The sequence below is a fragment of the Nitrospira sp. BLG_2 genome, assembly GCF_049222245.1.
On sequence record NZ_JBLYIG010000076.1, the window covers coordinates 16,823 to 32,758 of the forward strand.

The window sequence follows — 15,936 nt, forward strand, 5'->3', positions numbered from 1 at the left end:
GAGCACCGGGCCCATGGCAACGACCGCGCGTAACAAGCGACCAAAGATCAAGCGGATGACCGCACTTCCTCGGCGGCAGGCCTGGAAGGCGCTGCAAGCCCATTATAAAAATGCACGGCACATGCATCTCCGAACACTCTTTGCGGAGGACCCTGAGCGCGGCACTCGTCTGACGATTGAAGCCGTGGGCTTGTTCCTCGACTATTCGAAGAATCGGATCACGGACGATACGATTCGACTCCTTGTACAACTTGCGGAGGAATCGGGCCTCCAAGATCGCATCGAAGCGATGTTCAGAGGCGAGAAAATCAATATCACCGAAAATCGAGCGGTTCTGCACGTTGCGTTACGCGCGCCTCGAGACACTTCGATCATGGTTGATGGTGAGAATGTCGTGCCAAAAGTACACGCCGTACTGGACCGGATGACGGAGTTTTCCAACCGCATTCGGAGTGGCGCGTGGAAGGGTCATACCGGCAAGCGGATTCGAAACGTCGTAAACATCGGCATCGGCGGATCAGATCTGGGGCCCGTCATGGCCTACGAAGCGCTCAAACATTACAGCGAGCGTGACATGACCTTCCGGTTCGTGTCGAATGTGGACGCGACGGATTTCAAAGAAGCTGTCCGGGATCTGCATGCGGACGAGACCTTGTTTATCGTCTCATCAAAAACCTTTACCACCCTGGAGACGATGACGAACGCGAACAGCGCCCGCGACTGGTCGCTCACAGGCTTGGGCGGCGATCCGTCATCGGTGGCGAAGCACTTTGTCGCAGTGTCGACCAATGCGGAAGCCGTCGCGAAGTTCGGCATCGACACGGCCAACATGTTTCCGTTCTGGGATTGGGTGGGCGGACGCTATTCGATGTTTTCGGCCATCGGCCTTTCGACGATGCTGGCTATCGGACCCGATCATTTCCATGCGATGCTCGACGGCTGTCATCAGATGGACGAGCACTTTCGCACCGCGCCCATTGCCGAGAATCTGCCGGCCCTCATGGGTTTGCTCACCATCTGGTATGTCGATTTCTTCAGGGCGGAGACCGTGGCAGTCCTTCCGTACGACCAGTACCTCAAGCGGTTCCCCGCCTATCTGCAGCAATTGGCGATGGAGAGCAATGGCAAACATGTGACGCGTGAAGGAAAACGGGTCGCCTATGAGACGAGTCCTGTGTATTGGGGAGAGCCGGGGACTAACGGCCAGCATTCGTTTTATCAACTCATCCATCAGGGCACGAGGCTGATTCCCTGCGACTTTATCGGCTTTCAGCACTCGCTCAACCCACTGGGACGGCACCATGAGCTGCTGATGGCCAACGTGTTCGCGCAGGCGGAGGCGCTCGCATTCGGCAAAACGGCGGAGGAAGTGAAACAGGAAGGAACTCCGGATTGGCTCGTCCCTCACCGGGTGTTCGAGGGGAACCGGCCGTCCAATACACTGCTCGCGGAGCGGCTCAACCCTGAGGTCCTGGGAAAACTGGTGGCGCTGTACGAACACTCGGTGTTCACGCAGGGAATTGTCTGGCATATCGACTCGTTCGATCAGTGGGGAGTTGAGTTGGGCAAGGTGCTGGCTCAACGCATCATTCCGGAGCTTGAGAGCACGGAAGAGCCTCCGCTCCATCATGACAGTTCCACGAACAACCTGATACGGCGCCATCGTGCCAAGGCCCGACCCAACACGTAACCGAGCATCTGCAAGCATGGATGACACATCACGCACTCCTGGGGCCCATTCTGTTCATTCATCTCCCGAGCAATCAGCCCGACAGTCGCAAGGCATCAGCGCACCTCTTGGTGCAACGCTCGCGCAGGGTGGCGTCAACTTCAGCCTGTACTCCCGCGATGCCACCGGGATAGAGTTGCTCTTCTTCGACCAACCGGATGATCCCAAACCGTCGCACACCATCGTCCTTGATCCCGTACTCAACCGTACCTATCACTACTGGCACATTTTCCTTTCCGGTATTCAGCCCGGACAGATTTATGGCATTCGGGCACACGGTCCGTTCGATCCGTCGCGCGGTCTGCGTTTTGACCCCGGCAAAGTGCTGCTCGATCCGTATGGGCGTGCCGTCGTTGTGCCGGAGCGGTACAGCCGCGTGGCGGCAAGTCAGGACGGTGGACATACTTCGGCGGCGATGAAAAGCGTTGTCGTGGATCCATCCGCCTATGATTGGGAGGGAGATGTGCCGCTCAAACACCCTTCCGCACGGACCATCATCTACGAAATGCATGTGGGAGGCTTCACGCGCCATCCGAACTCCGGAGTGGCAAGTGGGAAACGGGGAACCTTTGCAGGCTTGATCGAAAAGATTCCATACCTCCAGGAACTCGGCATTACGGCCGTCGAACTACTTCCGGTGTTCCAGTTCGATGTTCAAGACTGTCCCCCAGGAAAAGTCAACTATTGGGGCTACGCGCCAGTCTCGTTTTTTGCGCCTCATCAGGCATACAGCTCGCGTCAAGATCCTCTCGGTCCGGTGAACGAATTTCGCGACATGGTGAAAGCGCTTCATCGAGCCGGCATCGAGATAATCCTCGACGTCGTGTTCAATCATACGGCCGAAGGCGACCACAGGGGGCCGACCATCAGTTTCCGAGGCTTGGACAACAACGCCTACTATATCCTTGAGCACGACCGGTCTCGGTATGCCAACTATACCGGCACCGGCAATACACTCAACGCGAACCATCCGGTCGTTCGACGCATGATCGTGGACAGCCTGCGGTATTGGGTTCAGGAGATGCATGTGGACGGGTTTCGTTTCGATCTCGCCTCAATTCTGACTCGCGACGCGGCCGGGCAGGTGCTCCCTAATCCGCCGGTCCTTTGGGATATCGAATCCGACCCTATAACGGCAGGCACGAAACTCATCGCAGAAGCCTGGGATGCGGCAGGACTCTACCAGGTCGGCAGTTTTATCGGGGATAGCTGGAAAGAGTGGAATGGGCGATTTCGCGACGATGTCCGAAGTTTCTTCCGGGCTGAAGACGGTTCCCTGGCGCGATTCGCGGACCGCTTTGTCGGCAGTCCAGACCTCTACGGACACAAGCAGCGCGAGCCGGAGCAAACCGTGAACTTCGTGACCTGTCACGACGGATTCACGTTGAACGACCTCGTCTCCTATGACCGCAAGCACAACGAGTCGAATGACGAAGGCAATAGAGACGGGGCGGACGACAACCGAAGCTGGAACTGCGGTGTGGAAGGACCGACCGACGATCCGGCTGTCGAGCGCCTGCGGAACCGGCAGGTGAAGAATTTCCTTGCGGTGACCCTCCTGTCGATCGGCGTTCCCATGATTCCGATGGGCGACGAGGTGCGGCGTACGCAGCACGGCAACAACAACGCCTATTGTCACGACAACGAGCTGAGCTGGTTTGATTGGAGTTTGGTTGCCAAACATGCCGATGTCCATCGCTTTGTGACGTTGCTCAACCAACGACGACTGATGAGAACCGTGGAGCACGAGCGCCGACGAAAGACATTGATTGAGCTCATTCAACGAGCCAACAAATCCTGGCATGGAGTGAAATTGGGACAGCCGGATTGGAGCTCCCCGTCCCATTGCATGGTTTTGAGCGTGGAGATGAAGGAAGATCGTCTCCTGGTCCTTTTGATCATGAATGCCTACTGGGAGCCTCTCGAAATCGAGTTGCCGCCTGCGACTCACAATGGCCAGACGCAATGGCGCCGATGGATCGATACGGCGCTTGACTCCCCCATGGACATTGTCCCATGGCGGAGCGCACCTCCAATCGCAGGTATTGCGTATCAGGCTCAGGCGCGGTCTGTCGTCGTGCTTTTCGCGGACTGAAGGGTGCGTCGGTATGAGCGTGAATGTTCTTTACCAGGAGTAAGACCATGGCGAAAGGCGGCAGCGAAGAAGACAATGGGAATTCCAAACTGAAGCGCAAGGCATACGAAAAGGAATTGCGGCGACTTCAAGTCGAATTGTGTCACCTTCAGGCTTGGGTGAAGGAGAAGGGCGCCCGGATCATCGTGATCTTTGAAGGCCGCGACGGGGCGGGCAAGGGCGGCACTATCCGGGCCATTACGGAACGTGTGAGCCCGCGCGTGTTCCGTCTCGTGGCCTTGCCTGCGCCATCCGACCGCGAGAGGACCCAGATGTACATGCAGCGCTATATGAAAAACTTCCCGGCGGCCGGAGAAATCGTGATTTTCGACAGAAGCTGGTATAACCGGGCAGGCGTGGAGCATGTCATGGGCTTTTGTACCAAGGAGCAATACAAAGTCTTTCTCGAGATGGCGTCGACGGTCGAGGGCTATATCACAAAAGCAGGAATCGTTTTGATCAAGTACTGGCTGGAGGTGAGTAATGACGAGCAGGAACGGCGGTTCCAAGCCCGGCTGGATGATCCGTTACGACAATGGAAGCTGAGCCCGATGGATCTGCCTTCGCGGGAGAAGTGGTACGAGTACTCGCGCGCGCGCGATCGGATGCTGGACGCCACGGATTCGAAGCATGCCCCCTGGTATTTGGTGCGGTCGGACAGCAAGCGGCGGGCGCGATTGAATTGCATCAAGCATTTACTGAGCCAGATTCCATACAAGAAGATGCCGTACAAAAAGGTAAAGCTGCCTAACCGATCGCAGAAGCATAAATATGACGATCAGGCGACGTTGAAGGGCAGGAAGTTCATTCCGGAGGTTTATTGAGGAAGCGCAGGTATCCAACCGGCGACAAAGACGGAGCAGGCAAAGGGATCCATTCTGAAAGAGCGCCTGTTCGGCTTGATCAACCGGCAGCACGCCAACACACTTCTTGCCATGAAGTTCTCCATAAGTATTCGCCTATCCCTCCGACGATTTGTTAAGCATCACCGGCATGGATCAAGGAATCATCCGCAGGACTTCATTCAAGGCACCACGCTGTGAACAGAAGATATCGTTACCCACCCTTTACGGAAGGCTACTGTCTGACGGCTGCGACTGTCAGTCTTGACAGTTCTTATCGCTCCGGCTTTTGTGGCACAACTGTCCGAGCGTCCAGCGAACTGGATACGATGCGTGGCTCGCCACAGCGACGACAGATCGTGCGGACGGTGATTGAGGAAAAAGGTCAGAGTCATCAAGCATGAGCTTCATGTATTGGACTGAGATTGTCGGGTTTGTGGCGGGATTTGGAACGACCTTCGCTGCCGTGCCCGACTTGATCGCTATGTTCAGGCGCCAATCTTCCCAGGGCATGAATCCGACTATGGCGGCAATTATGGGTTGCTTCCAAATTGTGTGGGTCTATTACGGAACATTGATCGCATCAAGACCGGTCATTGCATGGAATATGGTTGCCGTGGTGATCAATTTCCTCACCGTGGGCGCATACTTCTACTTTGCCCATCGTGAAGGGAAACGCGCCTAATGCACCAGTTCACTATAGATGGGGATAGGCTGTGTCATGAGGGCGATCGAGCAGGAGACATCTTTGAACGTCTTGAGGGAGGCGTTAATGGATTGTTGATTCCATCACCCCGAATTGGCGGCGCCTTGAAGTTGCTCATCCGAGTGATTATTCCGTGGTGTTCTGGCAGTCCAATAGTGGGTTCCTGAGTGAGAGCGGCGAGAACGACTGCATCTACAGAGATCTGAATTGTTCAGTGTTTGATGAACGACTTACAAAGGGTTCGTAGCGGCCGTGCGGGAATCGACCCTGTCAAAATTGACAGTATCGTGGGTGCCGTCACCCGCATATAGTGCGGGTCCACATTCGTCAGTGATCCAGCAATGAGAAATGCGGCTGCATCGCTCCTGGGCCTGTTCAGGGGGTGGTGAAATGTGCGTGGTGCCTTCCCCTGAAGTGAGGCAAAAATTGGCAACGTCGATCGTCCGCAAATGGAACGTTGGCGGGATTCAGATGGCGTACGGCGGCCCCGAAACGGGATTTCGCGACGAAGGGATATTCGACCTACGTGAGACTGGAAGCCGGCGTTTCGTCGACGATCAACGCGCTGCGGGTGAAGCCATACTCATCGATTAGGGAGGTTACATGCGTGCATAATATGCCGTAGGAGGTTCGTTGTCATTGAACCATGCTGATAGGACGAGGAACAGTCAAGGCACATTCCACGTTTTTCACGATAAGGAGAATTGATGATGAAACTAATCCCCCAATTACTGTTAGCGGGCAGCGTCTTGTTGGCCGTCCCGGTGATGGCTGAGGATGCTGCGAATTCGGTCAATACGAATGCGGAGATCCTGATCCAAAAGATCAAAGCGGACAAGAAATTGCTTGTGGCCGCCAACATGGATCTCAATGACGCCGAAGGGAAACAGTTTTGGCCGCTGTACGACGGCTATCAGAAGGAGCTAGAGCAACACAACCAACAGGTCCGCAAACTCATCATGGAATACGCGGAGGCCTTCAACAAAGGACCGATTCCGAACGAGACCGCCACGAAATTGCTCCGTGACATGTTATCGCTCGAAGAGACGGAAGTGAAGACGAAGCGCGCGTATGCCGACAAGATCGGAAAAGTCCTGCCGGCAGCAAAGACCGCCCGGTACATACAAATAGAAAACAAGATTCGGGCGCTTTTACGAGCTGAATTGGCCCAGAAAATCCCGCTGGCATATTGAGAGACGGAGATAGGGGAGCGCGTCCAGAAAGCGCCGAATTATCCGGGGGTAAGACCGGAAATGCTTGCCCCCGGTGTCTGTCGCGCCCTTGCACTTCTAGCCAATGCCGTGTCCGCCGGATCCGTATATGAGTCGGGTGTGGCCATACGGGTGCGGGGGGAGTTTCCCTGCACCGACCAGTACGGCATGGCGGGGCTACCGGATCTGACACGAGGACAGAGGACATGTACGCGCTCTTGCTCTTAGCCGTTATCCACCGATCAGACAGGAGCCTTTTTACAACCTTCGTGATTCTGCTTGTCGGTCTCATGATGGCAGGTTGCGCAGGTTCGCGTATCGAGATTCCAAAACCAACCGATGTCCTTGCCCCGCCGCCGCCACCGCCTTTCATAGAACAATCTGTCGTGAATCTCAAGGTGAGCGTCCCTATCAGTGAGCTCGCCATAGCCGCTGATGCGGCACTCCCGCAGTCGTCGGGGCAAGAGGACTCATGGCAAGAGAGGAGCAGTTCGGCAGACCAAGGAACGGTGTCCTATCGGTACTGGATGATTCGAGGGCCTCTTGAGTCCAAGATCGATGGGCACCGACTTGTGACCGAGTTCCCCAATATACGATACCGTCTCGCACTCCGCTTCAAACCGCCTGAGGGGAGTATATTTGAAGGGCGGTGTGGCTATGGCACAGATCCACCTAAACATATTCGGCTGACTGCCCGCTCCAGTTTCGAGTGGACGGACCATTGGACTCTGAGATCTCATACGGAGTTTGCCCCTGCGGAATTTCCCGATTCCTGTCTAATCAAGGGTTTGAAGGCGGATGTCACACCGATCGTGCAGTCCATTGTGGATCATCATCTTCCCACGGTCGCCGCAGCCATCGATGAGCGAGTGAAGAGCCGCAGCGAATCACGACAACGGGCACGGAAGGTGTGGAATATGCTTCAGCAACCGCTCGAATTAGGTCCCGAACGGTGGTTGATCTTGAACCCATTGGGCGCTCAGGTCAGCCCCATCAACCTGGATGGACAAACCATCGAGACCTCGGTCAACTTCATGCTGAAGCCTATCATGCAGATGGGCGCGGTCCCCGTTGTCGAGGATCAGCCGCCGCTTCCCCCTCTTAAGCTGATGCCGATTGCCTTTGATGGATTTCATTTGGCGCTCCCAGTCATCGCAGAGTATGGGGTCATCAATCGTCGGCTTGCGCAACGATTGGTGGGCCAGACGTTCGCGACATCGCACGGTAAATCGATCACCATTACGTCCGCAAACATGTACGGCAGTGGAAAAAATCTTATCATCGAGGTTGGGGTGACCGGAGCGATGAACGGGAAACTCTATGTAACAGGACAACCGGTGTATGATCAGGCCGAGCATATGCTTCGATTCGAGCGGATCGATTATACGGTCGACACGCAAAACGTAGTTGTTAGATCGGCTGATTCCGCGTTCCACCAACGATTTCTCGCGCGCATCGAGCCGGAGACCCGCATTGACCTGTCCGACCGGCTTGATGGGCTGCGGCAGCGGCTCTCATCAGTTCTGACAAGGGAGGTGGACGCCGGGCTCTGGCTCGAGGGTACCGTGAATCGGCTGGAAGTGCGCGGGATTTACCCGGTGCCCAGCGGTGTTGAGGTCCAGATAGTAGCCGACGGTTATCTGAAGCTCACCTTACGGTAATTCCTCAATAGATCTCCTGCATCGCAGTTGACTCTCCAGGGATTCCAGCCTATACAGAGGACATCGGTTACGGGTTATGTCATCCCCAAGCCAATCTGTCAGTTGTGACAGCGGGTGCGAAGGGAGCTCAGTAAGACCCAACACGTGACCGAAAGGGATCGGTCACAGTCTGAGAAAGGAATTGCGCTATGCAAGGATGGTTAAGCGGAGCGGTGGCCATGTTCGTGGTGTGTGCCGTGGGGTGTACCGCGCTTGATGTCAAGACCGACTTTGATCCGACAATCGATTTCAGCCGGTTCAAGACGTTCGCCTTCACCGGACTAACGGATTTGGATCAAGGAGGAATACTGGACAACTCTCTGATACGGCAGCGGCTGGAGAACATGATTGGGAAGGAGCTTCAGCGGAAGGGCTTGACACAGGTCGGTCTTGAGCAGAACCCGGATTTGCTGGTGCATTACTGGGTGGGTGTGAAAGACAAGCAGCAGGTACACAGCACCGGGACTACGTATGGCGGATATGGTTTTGGTTCTGGTTATGGCTGGGGTGCCGGCTACGGCGGGGTTTCGACGTACGACTATCGGGAAGGTACTTTGATCGTGGATTTGGTCGAGCCGACAAACAAGACTCTGGTATGGCGAGCCACCATGGTTGCAGAGCTGGAAAATAGCATGAAAGAGAACGCCGAACTGAGCGAGAAAGTTCTCAAAAAGGCGTTCGAAGATTATCCGCCCTCGAAGGCAAAGGAGTGACGGCTCCTCGCTGTGTAGGTTCGATGACTTGTAATGCCCGGGCATGACGTTTGGGGGCATTCTCGCTTTCGGGTAGTGAGAACCCGACATCATGAGAATGGCCGAATGATGCGCTCTTTGCGACGATGTGGACCCCCAACGGTGATCCTCTGGATAGGGGGAGTGCTCATCGTGGGGTGCGCCAGCATCATGACGCTCGACTATGAGCCGGGCAATTCCTTGAAGGGCCAGGGGAAGCTAACAATCGAACCCTTCCGGTATGAAGCGGCAGGATCGGGTCGTGTGCGGGCACACGAAGTAGAGCGGAATCAAGGCACGAGAGCGCACCTGTTTCTTTCACAAGAGGTCAGCACCTTTTTTACGGAGGCCCTGCGAAAGGAATTGGCTCATTCCGGATATACGGTGGAGAAGTCCGGCACGCGCTCGATTTCGGGGTCTCTCGCACGGTTCTACGTCGATTGGACGGATGAAACGAAGAGATGGTTCGAATTGCGGGCGACGTACAACGTGCGATCCGGTGATCGAACGGTGTTCACGTGGAATTGTTTCTCAGTTCAGTATGGACCCAACCTGCTCGCTCAAAGCGGCGTTCTCATTCGGCGAGGGACTGAGGACTGTATGCAACGATTCATTCAAGCGGCGCAGGACGCTCAGGCCCTCCAGTAATGAATAGAGTGCCGGTTCCTGCATACAGGGGGGGACAAGTGAGAACGAATGGAGGAAGGCAATGAAGCAACCCATACGAACGCTCTTCGTACTACTCGTGTTCATGTGCTATGGCAGCCTGAGCGCGTGCAGTTGGATGGACCGCTTTGCGTCACCGCCGCTTGAACCGATCCCGATGACCGATATCAAAGCCACGGCAGGAACATGGGAAGGGATCATGGTGCGGTCTCCGGCCACCCGTTCAGATGATTGGGTTACGCTCAGGATACGGGAAGATGGGATGTATCACTTTGAGTCAATCCGGACCATCGGTGTCTTCAGCGGCAGCGGGCAATTCACCCTGGAGGATGGAAAACTGTTTGCGCGTTCTTCAAGAGGGACGATCACGGCGCAGCTTCATCGCCATGTCGGGCAAGACGATCACATCCTGAAGGCCGAGGGGACGACCAGTGATGGGATCACGTATCGCGCGCAGCTGACGCCAAAACGACCATAGCGATTCCGTGCGGACCGCCACGTTGTTGCGGTTTGAATGTGTCCAACCCAGCTCGACATATTGTGTTCTGATCTCAGCTTCGCCGCGACGAAACTGACTTATCGCGACCCGGAATGTCAGCGGCTGATGCAGGACCTGCAGTAGTTGGCGACACTGGAAGATATCCTATGGACCAACTGATCAAGAGGGGCTCTTCTCGCGGCCCGATCGTTTCCTTCGTACTGGCCCTTCTTGTCGGCTGCGCCGGCCTCCCGCTTCATGACGGCAAAGAATGGACGCCGGTCCCGATTACCGATGTTCATATGGTTGAGGGCGAATGGGTAGGCGTCGTGACAAAGAATACCGCCCTGCTAACGGAAGGCTCAGTCCGTTTGATGATTCGCGAAAACGGACACTACCTGTTTGCGGGACAATCTAAGTCCAAAGCGGCGGTCGGGGCCGGATTGCTGGAAGCCCGTGACGGACGACTCATCGAAGATACCGACCAACGGGCCATGCGAATCTCACTCTATTATCATAAGGGAGAACCAATCCTGGCCGTCGAAGTAACCAATCACGAAACTGAAGACCGGTTTCGAGGCGATTTCACAAAGGCACAATAAATTTTCATACAGAGGAAATGTAACGATGCGGCCGAGTCATGGCATGCAGTTGTGGCTGCGGCGACGTTTAGCCTGTTCCATCATGACCGCTTTCTGAGGGTGAAGACGCCGCGGACGACGAGGACGAGCGACAATATCTCATGAAATTTCCCACGACGCCGTACCTAAGCGTTGCAACTGATCGGCGTCGCGCTATAGTATCGTGGACATTATTATGCGATGCGGAGCCCTGCACGATGAGAGAATATCCATCACTACTCTGGATGCAGGCCGCCAAAAATCAATCGTGGGTTCGAGGTGCGATGACGGTAAATATGTGCTGTAGATTTTGATAACAGAAGGAGGCGACCATGAGGGCATTTCGCGTGTCTGTACCAGCCGTTTTGTTAATGGCAGCCATGGCATATGTGGGCTCCAGTGCTTTGGCGGCCGAGGATTATTCGTCCACGATCGACAAATTCAAATCTTCAGACCAGGTGAAACCGTTTTTTGAGAATGCGTACGGCTATGCGGTCTTTCCTCTCATCGGGAAAGGAGGGCTGGGGGTCGGCGGCGCCTATGGGCAGGGACAAGTCTACCGCGATGGGAAGGTGACCGGCAAAACAAGGCTGATGAAGCTCTCTTTTGGTTTCCAAGCCGGAGGCCAGGGGTTCTGCGAAATTATTTTCTTCAAAGATCAGCGCGCGTATGAGGAGTTTACGAGCGGCGAATTTGCGTTCGACGCCACGGCGTCAGCAGTTGCCATCACTGCCGGGGCGCAAGCCACGACGGGGACGACAGGAGGATCAGCGGGAATGAGTGCAGGACCAAAATCCGGTGAACAAGTCAGCCTCGGCTACACCAAGGGAATGGCCGTCTTTACCCAAGCGATCGGCGGTCTGATGTATGAGGCGGCTATTGGAGGGCAAAAGTTCAGCTTTGACCCCCTCTAAGCGACGGCTAGGTATCGAGAGGTAGGCGAGGTGCTCCGCGACGAGACCTCGCCTACACGCCTTTCATGCCTCGGTAGCTAGCTCGAGCCGTTCATACATCGCGTACCTCCACCTCGAACTCGCTATGTCCGTACCCAGGATAATGTAATCCCATTGTGCATGTGTCATCCTGATGCCGAAACAATCCTACGGTATGCCCATCTGGCGCCTTGAGCACTTGAAAGAAGTTGTAAACCAAGGAGTCTTTTGCATTCGGCTGGGAATAAATCCGGAATCTTAATCCCAACTACAACCAAGGAAAGAAATAGAAAAGAAGAGACAGTGCAACTTGTGCATTGTGGTGCGCCCGACAGGACTTGAACCTGTAACCCCCAGATCCGTAGTCTGGTGCTCTATCCATTGAGCTACGGGCGCCTTCCGATGAAGTGCCGAGTCCGGGTGCTGAGTTCTGAGTTAAAAGATGAGCTTGATGAAATTGCTCAAGACTGTCTATCGCCTCAGCACTCGGCACCGTCAACTCAGCACTGCCGGAGTCAGTGGTTATACAGTTCTCGGAGAGAGAGGGTCAAGAGATGAACGCTGGAAAGTCAGGATTCGAGGTTCGGCGAAGTTGGCTAGAGGGCCGTTTTGCTCACTTCGTTTGAGAAGGAACTTTCAGCGCCACTCGAATTGTACGCGGTGACCGAGAAGAAATAGGTGGTACCGGTGTCCAGACCGGTGATGGTGTAGCTGGTGACGTCCACGGGCACAGTAGCAATCGGTGCATCATAGCCTCCAGAGACTGTTCCCAGATAGATTTTGTAGCCCTCAAGGTCCGGTTCGCTATTGGCATTCCACGATAGAGTGGCTGTTTCGCTGGTTGCCGTAACCATTTCACTGGTTGGCGTGGAGTCTTCTGGTGAAGTGCACGCAATAATGGTGAACTGAAACAAACAGATCAGAAGGCACTGATAATGGTTCACGATTGATCTCGCGAAGTCCATATCTTACTCCTAATCTTACTCCTACGGCGGGGCAGTTTGTTTGGAGGCCTACACTTGAGCAAGCCGTATAAGCAAGGCTTGTACCGAAGGCACCGCGAATGTATTCCTACAGAAGTCCTTGTATGTATAAGGACAATAGTGGATCACTCAGGTGAGCGCCGTGCGAGCTCTTGGGTAGAGTCGGCAGAATCGTACAGTTTGTCGGAATTTGTTACTCTTGTCGTTGTAAAGGAACTGGTGCAGAGATCGGCTCACATGCGCCGGTAAAAAAAGCCGAGGGGCTTCTACTGTGTAGAAGGCCCCTCAGCCAGTCTCACCAAACTAGAACTTACTTGCCGCCGCTCTTCTTTTCGTCCTTGTTACCGAAGATATCGGCATGGCCGCCCTTTTTCTCCTCTTTCTTCTCGCTGCCGAAGATGTCGTCGGCCTTGCCGCCATCCTGCTTCTTCTTGTCTTCGCCGTACACCACGACATGGCCGCTCTTCTTCTCTTCCTTCTTTTCGCCGGCGAAGGCTGGCGCACTGAATGTCACTGCCACTGCCACTGCCATGACTGCCATCAACATGCTCTTCATTATGAAACCCCCTATGAAATAAAAATTGTAAAATATGTGTGCCATTCACTTGGCACTTACCCAGATGTTCAGCAAGGGTAGTGCCGTTCTGCTCTATTCACAAAATGAGACGGAGACTAATGAGTTATCAGCAGGTTATGAAATTTCTCTCATGAACCTGCGCATGATTCTTCATACAGGGCTCTGTAGCGGAATGGTAAGGACGCGACTAAACCGCCTCATAAGAGAGCTAAGGGAGCTTCAAGAGGGGAACGCTTCGGGTGTTTGGCAGAGGTTTCTGGAACGAAATGTCTTTACTCTGTTTGCCATCCGATCGAGGAGTTATTCATGACGGTCATATCGGGAAGGCCCTTACCCACCCGAAATCACCGGACGGATTTCGATCTGATCTTTGTCTGAAAGCATTTCGTCTTCTGTCACTAATTCGTCGCCTCGAATCACCAAGTGCGCTTCAGCCAAAAGATCCAATTCGCGCAGCAGGTCTTTGGCCCGCTTTGGCCCTTTGATTTCAACCGACCGCGACGGGTGATTCAATTGCACGTGCATGGGGAGGATGATACGCGTTCCAGCGGCCAAGGAGCAAGGGTGTTCAGGAATGACGGGTGAATGCTCGAAAGGTTGAAGAACGAGAAGCCGATCAGCACGGAGCGGAGAGCCGGCTCTTTATGTAGGCAAGGCCGTCCTCCAGCGTTCCAAAGTCTCCGTCAAGCTGAGCCTCATAACAGTCGTCAAGGAGTCGGCCCATGTCGGGACCTGGCTGGACTCCCAATTCCAATAGGTGACGGCCCATGACAATGGGAAGGGGAGGACGGCGATCCACTGCCAGCTGCCGCGCCCTGGCCAGCAGCCACTCGCCGGCAGGAAATCCATCAAACTGTTTCGGCGGACGGCCTGCATGGTCGGCCCGCGCCACACGCACCAATCGGTCGATGCGGCGGACTTGTTTTGCCAACCGACGGACGGCGCTGTCCGAAGCGTTGGCGTCATAGAGGGCACGAGGACGGAGATGGCAACACACCAATGAAACCACCTCATCGATCAGATCGTGCCGGTTGGTCAATCGCTCAAGAAAACATCTCGTTGGGCCTTCTCCTTCCGATTCATGCCCTCGCGCGGTGACGCGCCCATATTCCTCTCTGGTCGTGGCCGGTTTGCCGAAGTCATGGCAGAGGACGCCCAAGCCCACGGCAAGATCGTCCGGCTCATGACCGGTTCGTTCTGCAGCGAACCAGTCCAGGCAGTGGAGTGTATGAATCCAGACGTCTCCTTCTGGGTGCCAGATGGGATCTTGCGGGCAGCCTTGGAGGGCGGCGAGCTCCGGGTAGAAACGAAGCCAACCGCAGTGATGTAAGAATTGCAAACCTAATGAAGGCTTGCTGCCTTGAAGGAGAAGTCTCTTCCATTCTTCCCACAGACGCTCGCTCGGTTGACCATCCTGGGACAGTGTGTGGCACAGGGCTACTGTTTCCGGCGCAACAGTGAACTCCAAACGGGCGGACAGCTGCATGCCACGCAAGACGCGCAGAGGATCTTCGGCGAATCGCGTCGATGCGTGGCGCAATATCCGTGCATCAAGGTCGCCGCGTCCGTTGAAGGGATCGCGAAGCTCCCTCGTGTCCGGATCCCAGGCCATCGCGTTTATGGTGAAGTCTCGTCGTGCAAGCGCCTCGTCGATCGGCATGCCGGGATCGACTTGTCTCGGCAACCCCGGAAGGGATGTGCCGTCAGTGGGTATACGGGAGGGAATGGAAAGATCGACCGGCAGGCCTTGCAGTTTGAAGACCTGGAATGTTTTCCCGACGAATTGCACGGAGAAGTGCTCAGCCAGCAGCGCATGGATTTGACCGGGCTGGAGCCCAACGACTTCGATATCCAGATCTTGAGGCTGTCGACCGAGCACAAGATCGCGTACGCAGCCGCCGACCAACCAGGCCCTTCCGCCTCCACGACGAATGGTGTGTGCGATACGGCGAAGGATCTCCCTGAGGTTGGGATCTTCAAGGCGAAGACGGATCGGCACTCAGATCACCGTTTCACGGAGAAACGTCGCGGCTTCTTCCGGTGACACGGGATTAATGTAGAAGCCGGTGCCCCATTCGAAACCGGCTACTTGCGTCAGTTTAGGAATGATCTCCAAATGCCAATGGTAGTAATCGCCGGTCTTCTCATGAAGGGGAGAGCTATGGAGGATGAAATTGTACGGGGGGCGGGACAACACTTTATTCATGCGGCGCAACGACTCCGAAAGGATCGAGGCCAGAAATTCAAATTGCGACTTCTGACTTTCTTCAAAATACGCGGCGTGACGCTTGGGAAGAATCCACATTTCGAACGGGAACCGCGGCGCGAACGGCGTCACACATAGGAACTCGGGATTCTCCGCGACGATCCGATCTCCATCGGAGAGATCCTGTCGGAGAATATCGCAGTAGATGCAACGCTCCTTCTGCTGATAATGAGCGCGGCATCCGTCAAGCTCCTCCTGCACATTGGTCGGGACGATCGGGAGAGCAATCAGCTGAGAATGGCTGTGTTCCAGCGTGGCACCGGCGGATGCGCCATGGTTCTTAAAAATAAGAATATAGCGGAACCGAAGATCCTTTCTGAGATCGATCATTCGGTCCCGATAGGCCCACAGCATGTCCTCG

Annotated in this window: 17 protein-coding genes and 1 tRNA gene; 12 read left to right on the top strand and 6 right to left on the bottom strand. The window is 55.1% G+C overall.

Annotation, left to right across the window (positions count from 1 at the left end; genetic code table 11):
- Positions 1–13: 13 nt before the first annotated feature.
- The 12 genes from pgi (at position 14) to ACOSYY_RS02170 (ending at position 11,731) form a co-directional block, all read left to right on the top strand.
- Positions 14–1,690, top strand: coding sequence for a glucose-6-phosphate isomerase (gene pgi / locus ACOSYY_RS02115; protein WP_526023264.1), 1,677 nt, complete (start codon positions 14–16; stop codon positions 1,688–1,690).
- Positions 1,691–1,706: 16 nt separating this feature from the next.
- The gene (gene glgX, locus ACOSYY_RS02120) at positions 1,707–3,824 is read left to right on the top strand and encodes a glycogen debranching protein GlgX (protein WP_421660619.1); all 2,118 of its coding nucleotides are present in this window, start codon (positions 1,707–1,709) and stop codon (positions 3,822–3,824) included.
- A gap of 47 nt (positions 3,825–3,871) precedes the next feature.
- Entirely contained in the window at positions 3,872–4,687 is an 816-nt protein-coding gene (ppk2, locus tag ACOSYY_RS02125; protein WP_421660620.1) for a polyphosphate kinase 2, read from the top strand.
- Between the two features lie 427 nt (positions 4,688–5,114).
- The gene (locus tag ACOSYY_RS02130) at positions 5,115–5,390 is read left to right on the top strand and encodes an SWEET family sugar transporter (protein WP_421660621.1); all 276 of its coding nucleotides are present in this window, start codon (positions 5,115–5,117) and stop codon (positions 5,388–5,390) included.
- 369 nt (positions 5,391–5,759) lie between these two features.
- The gene (locus tag ACOSYY_RS02135; protein WP_421660622.1) at positions 5,760–6,005 is read left to right on the top strand and encodes a hypothetical protein; all 246 of its coding nucleotides are present in this window, start codon (positions 5,760–5,762) and stop codon (positions 6,003–6,005) included.
- A gap of 113 nt (positions 6,006–6,118) precedes the next feature.
- A complete protein-coding gene (locus ACOSYY_RS02140; RefSeq protein ID WP_421660623.1) occupies positions 6,119–6,604 on the top strand; it encodes a hypothetical protein in 486 nt (161 codons plus the stop codon).
- A gap of 224 nt (positions 6,605–6,828) precedes the next feature.
- On the top strand, positions 6,829–8,283 hold the full coding sequence (locus ACOSYY_RS02145; RefSeq protein ID WP_421660624.1) for a DUF4403 family protein: 1,455 nt from the start codon (positions 6,829–6,831) through the stop codon (positions 8,281–8,283).
- 188 nt (positions 8,284–8,471) lie between these two features.
- Positions 8,472–9,035, top strand: coding sequence for a DUF4136 domain-containing protein (locus ACOSYY_RS02150; protein WP_421660625.1), 564 nt, complete (start codon positions 8,472–8,474; stop codon positions 9,033–9,035).
- 105 nt (positions 9,036–9,140) lie between these two features.
- A complete protein-coding gene (locus ACOSYY_RS02155) occupies positions 9,141–9,701 on the top strand; it encodes a hypothetical protein (protein ID WP_421660626.1) in 561 nt (186 codons plus the stop codon).
- A 61-nt stretch (positions 9,702–9,762) separates the two neighbouring features.
- Complete coding sequence (locus tag ACOSYY_RS02160) at positions 9,763–10,197, top strand: hypothetical protein (protein ID WP_421660627.1); 435 nt, start codon at positions 9,763–9,765, stop codon at positions 10,195–10,197.
- Positions 10,198–10,364: 167 nt separating this feature from the next.
- A complete protein-coding gene (locus ACOSYY_RS02165) occupies positions 10,365–10,799 on the top strand; it encodes a hypothetical protein (protein WP_421660628.1) in 435 nt (144 codons plus the stop codon).
- A gap of 350 nt (positions 10,800–11,149) precedes the next feature.
- A complete protein-coding gene (locus ACOSYY_RS02170) occupies positions 11,150–11,731 on the top strand; it encodes a lipid-binding SYLF domain-containing protein (protein ID WP_421660629.1) in 582 nt (193 codons plus the stop codon).
- Between the two features lie 338 nt (positions 11,732–12,069).
- On the opposite strand, the gene ACOSYY_RS02175 is transcribed toward ACOSYY_RS02170, so the two are convergent.
- The 6 genes from ACOSYY_RS02175 to ACOSYY_RS02200 form a co-directional block, all read right to left on the bottom strand.
- Positions 12,070–12,145 (bottom strand) — tRNA-Arg (locus tag ACOSYY_RS02175).
- A 200-nt stretch (positions 12,146–12,345) separates the two neighbouring features.
- A complete protein-coding gene (locus ACOSYY_RS02180) occupies positions 12,346–12,714 on the bottom strand; it encodes a fibronectin type III domain-containing protein (RefSeq protein ID WP_421660630.1) in 369 nt (122 codons plus the stop codon).
- Positions 12,715–13,042: 328 nt separating this feature from the next.
- Complete coding sequence (locus tag ACOSYY_RS02185; protein ID WP_421660631.1) at positions 13,043–13,279, bottom strand: hypothetical protein; 237 nt, start codon at positions 13,277–13,279, stop codon at positions 13,043–13,045.
- Positions 13,280–13,639: 360 nt separating this feature from the next.
- A complete protein-coding gene (locus ACOSYY_RS02190; protein ID WP_421660632.1) occupies positions 13,640–13,834 on the bottom strand; it encodes a MoaD/ThiS family protein in 195 nt (64 codons plus the stop codon).
- Positions 13,835–13,925: 91 nt separating this feature from the next.
- Positions 13,926–15,308 (bottom strand): CCA tRNA nucleotidyltransferase, encoded by a 1,383-nt coding sequence (locus ACOSYY_RS02195; protein WP_421660633.1) that lies wholly within the window; start codon positions 15,306–15,308, stop codon positions 13,926–13,928.
- Positions 15,309–15,936 (bottom strand): galactose-1-phosphate uridylyltransferase (locus ACOSYY_RS02200; protein WP_421660634.1); only part of this gene is annotated, 628 nt, incomplete at its 5' end.

Excerpts from the sequence above, each read along its gene's own strand:
- pgi (WP_526023264.1), top strand. The coding sequence starts at position 14 with ATGGCAACGACCGCGCGTAACAAGCGACCAAAGATCAAGCGGATGACC.
- glgX (WP_421660619.1), top strand. The coding sequence starts at position 1,707 with ATGGATGACACATCACGCACTCCTGGGGCCCATTCTGTTCATTCATCT.
- ppk2 (WP_421660620.1), top strand. The coding sequence starts at position 3,872 with ATGGCGAAAGGCGGCAGCGAAGAAGACAATGGGAATTCCAAACTGAAG.
- ACOSYY_RS02130 (WP_421660621.1), top strand. The coding sequence starts at position 5,115 with ATGTATTGGACTGAGATTGTCGGGTTTGTGGCGGGATTTGGAACGACC.
- ACOSYY_RS02135 (WP_421660622.1), top strand. The coding sequence starts at position 5,760 with ATGCGGCTGCATCGCTCCTGGGCCTGTTCAGGGGGTGGTGAAATGTGC.
- ACOSYY_RS02140 (WP_421660623.1), top strand. The coding sequence starts at position 6,119 with ATGATGAAACTAATCCCCCAATTACTGTTAGCGGGCAGCGTCTTGTTG.
- ACOSYY_RS02145 (WP_421660624.1), top strand. The coding sequence starts at position 6,829 with ATGTACGCGCTCTTGCTCTTAGCCGTTATCCACCGATCAGACAGGAGC.
- ACOSYY_RS02150 (WP_421660625.1), top strand. The coding sequence starts at position 8,472 with ATGCAAGGATGGTTAAGCGGAGCGGTGGCCATGTTCGTGGTGTGTGCC.
- ACOSYY_RS02155 (WP_421660626.1), top strand. The coding sequence starts at position 9,141 with ATGATGCGCTCTTTGCGACGATGTGGACCCCCAACGGTGATCCTCTGG.
- ACOSYY_RS02160 (WP_421660627.1), top strand. The coding sequence starts at position 9,763 with ATGAAGCAACCCATACGAACGCTCTTCGTACTACTCGTGTTCATGTGC.
- ACOSYY_RS02165 (WP_421660628.1), top strand. The coding sequence starts at position 10,365 with ATGGACCAACTGATCAAGAGGGGCTCTTCTCGCGGCCCGATCGTTTCC.
- ACOSYY_RS02170 (WP_421660629.1), top strand. The coding sequence starts at position 11,150 with ATGAGGGCATTTCGCGTGTCTGTACCAGCCGTTTTGTTAATGGCAGCC.
- ACOSYY_RS02180 (WP_421660630.1), bottom strand. The coding sequence starts at position 12,714 with ATGGACTTCGCGAGATCAATCGTGAACCATTATCAGTGCCTTCTGATC.
- ACOSYY_RS02185 (WP_421660631.1), bottom strand. The coding sequence starts at position 13,279 with ATGTTGATGGCAGTCATGGCAGTGGCAGTGGCAGTGACATTCAGTGCG.
- ACOSYY_RS02190 (WP_421660632.1), bottom strand. The coding sequence starts at position 13,834 with ATGCACGTGCAATTGAATCACCCGTCGCGGTCGGTTGAAATCAAAGGG.